Source organism: Saccharomonospora halophila 8 (assembly GCF_000383775.1).
In the GTDB taxonomy this organism is placed as follows: Bacteria; Actinomycetota; Actinomycetes; order Mycobacteriales; family Pseudonocardiaceae; genus Saccharomonospora; species Saccharomonospora halophila.
Genome location: NZ_KB912518.1, coordinates 36,850 through 39,358 on the forward strand (window position 1 = coordinate 36,850; position 2,509 = coordinate 39,358).

General features: G+C 69.7%; 2 protein-coding genes. Both read left to right on the plus strand.

Going from position 1 to position 2,509, the window contains the following annotated elements:
- Positions 1-1,016 (plus strand): DUF3152 domain-containing protein (locus SACHA_RS20885; RefSeq protein WP_019808512.1); only part of this gene is annotated, 1,016 nt, incomplete at its 5' end.
- Positions 1,017-1,119: 103 nt separating this feature from the next.
- A complete protein-coding gene (gene moeZ / locus SACHA_RS0107665) occupies positions 1,120-2,301 on the plus strand; it encodes an adenylyltransferase/sulfurtransferase MoeZ (RefSeq protein WP_019808514.1) in 1,182 nt (393 codons plus the stop codon).
- Positions 2,302-2,509: the final 208 nt, after the last annotated feature.

Here is a 2,509-nt window from a genome sequence, read left to right on the forward strand (position 1 = left end):
GCGATGCCCGGGCCGGACGGTCGGCGGCACGGAAGGACCGCACCGAACCCTTGCGGGCGTCCTGGCGCCCGACATCGGAGGACGCCGCCGGGCGGCGTCCCGCCGGGCGGTCGGGACTCCGCCGGCTCACCGCGACCTACGGCTGGCGTGTGCTCCTGGTTCCGGTGCTCGTGGTGGTCACCGCGCTGGTGGTGGTCGACACGACGAGCGGCGAGGGAGCCCTCGTCGGAGGGCCGTCGGCGGCGGAGGGCACGAACGCGGGTGGGGCGGACGGCACCGCCGGTGCCGAGGACGAGCCGGTCGTCCAGGAGAACCCCGCCGAGCCGATCGACCTGGAAATCCCGACCGCGGAACTCCCCGACGGCGGTGCGTACACCGAGGAGGGGGAGGGCACCTGGCAGGTTGTCCCGCTGGGGCAGGATGACGGCGACCGGGTCGGGGACGCCGAACCGCTCTACACCTACACGGTCGAGGTGGAGGACGGTCTCGACCCGGCCAGCTTCGCCGGGGCCGACAGCTTCGCCGCCGTGGTGGAGGGGACGCTGTCCGACCCGCGCAGCTGGACGGGGACGAACGACATCTCGCTGCAACGGGTGGGCGAGGACGCGCCCGACCCGGACTTCCGGGTCAGCCTGACCAGCCCGGTCACCACGAAACCCATGTGCGGGTCGGCCATCCCGTACGAGGCGTCCTGCCGCCTCGGCCCGCCGATCGACCGGGTCGTGATCAATCTCGCCCGCTACGTCCGCGGGGCGCTCGCGTTCAACGCGGACCTGACCGGGTACCGACAGTACGTCATCAATCACGAGGTCGGTCATGCGCTCGACAACGGCCATGTCGGCTGCGCCACCGACGGGGAGTTGGCGCCGGTGATGATGCAGCAGACGTTCGGGGTGGCCAATGACTACGTCGCGAAGTTGAACGACAGGGTCGGTGGTGACCCGGACTCCGTGCGGGCCGACGGAAAGGTCTGTGAGCCCAACGCCTGGCCGAATCCCCAGGCGAAACCGGACTGACCCGCCGCGGCCCGTCGGCTGTCCATCATGTGGACGGGGGAAGAGCTGATCTCCGTTCGTGGTTATGAATGGAGTGACCGCGAAAGTGCCAGATGGAGGTTCCATGTCAGCCACGCTGCCGCCGCTCGTCGAGCCGGCCGCCGAGCTCACCAAGGAGGAGGTCGCGCGCTACAGTCGGCACCTCATCATTCCGGACGTCGGGATGGACGGGCAGAAGCGGCTGAAGAACGCGAGGGTGCTGATCATCGGTGCCGGTGGACTGGGCAGCCCGGCGCTGCTGTACCTCGCGGCCGCGGGGGTGGGAACCCTCGGGGTGATCGACTTCGACGTCGTCGACGAGTCGAACCTGCAACGCCAGGTGATCCACGGCCAGTCGGACATCGACAAGTCGAAGGCCGTCTCGGCGAAGGAGTCGGTCGCCGAGATCAACCCGTACGTGCACATGCGCCTGCACGAGGAGCAGCTGTCCAGCGAGAACGCCCTGGACGTGTTCCGGGACTACGATTTGATCCTGGACGGGACGGACAACTTCTCCACCCGGTACCTGGTCAACGACGCGGCCGTGCTGCTGGGCAAGCCCTACGTGTGGGGGTCGATCTTCCGCTTCGAGGGCCAGGTGAGCGTGTTCTGGGAGGACGCGCCGAACGGACAGGGCCTGAACTACCGCGACCTCTACCCCGAGCCGCCGCCTCCCGGCATGGTGCCCTCCTGCGCCGAGGGCGGTGTGCTGGGAGTGCTCTGCGCCTCGATCGGTTCGATCATGGTCACCGAGGCGGTGAAGCTGATCACCGGAATCGGCGACCCGCTGCTCGGCCGGCTGATCAGCTACGACGCGCTGGACATGCGCTACCGCGAGGTCAAGATCCGCAAGGACCCGGACACGCCGAAGGTCACCGAGCTGCTCGACGACTACGACGCGTTCTGCGGTGTCGTCTCGGACGACGCGCAGCAGGCCGCGTCCGGGCACACACTGACCCCGGCGGAACTGAAGGCCAAGTTCGACGCCGGTGAGGACTTCGAGCTGATCGACGTCCGCGAGCCGCACGAGTACGAGATCGTCAACATCAAGGGCGCCAAGCTGATCCCGAAGGACCGCATCCTGTCCGGGGAGGCGCTGGCCGAACTGCCGCAGGACAAGCCGATCGTGTTGCACTGCAAGTCGGGGGCCCGCTCGGCGGAGGCGCTCTCGGCGCTGCACAAGGCGGGCTTCGCCGACGCCAGCCACCTCGGTGGCGGTGTCCTCGGATGGGCGAACCAGGTGGACACGAGCCTGCCCACCTACTGATCCGTCGCCGCCGGATCGGACTCCGGCGCGACCGCGGGTCGAACGGGGAGTGACACGGGGGTGTCACTCCCCGTCGTGTGCTCCGGCGCCATCCCGCTCCCGGGCCACCGTTGCGGCACGGCACGGCCCCGTGTGGTGGGGCTGGGCCTTCCCCTGCCGTGTGGCCGCCGCACGGGCCCGACCGTGTCGGCGGCGCACGGGACGCCAC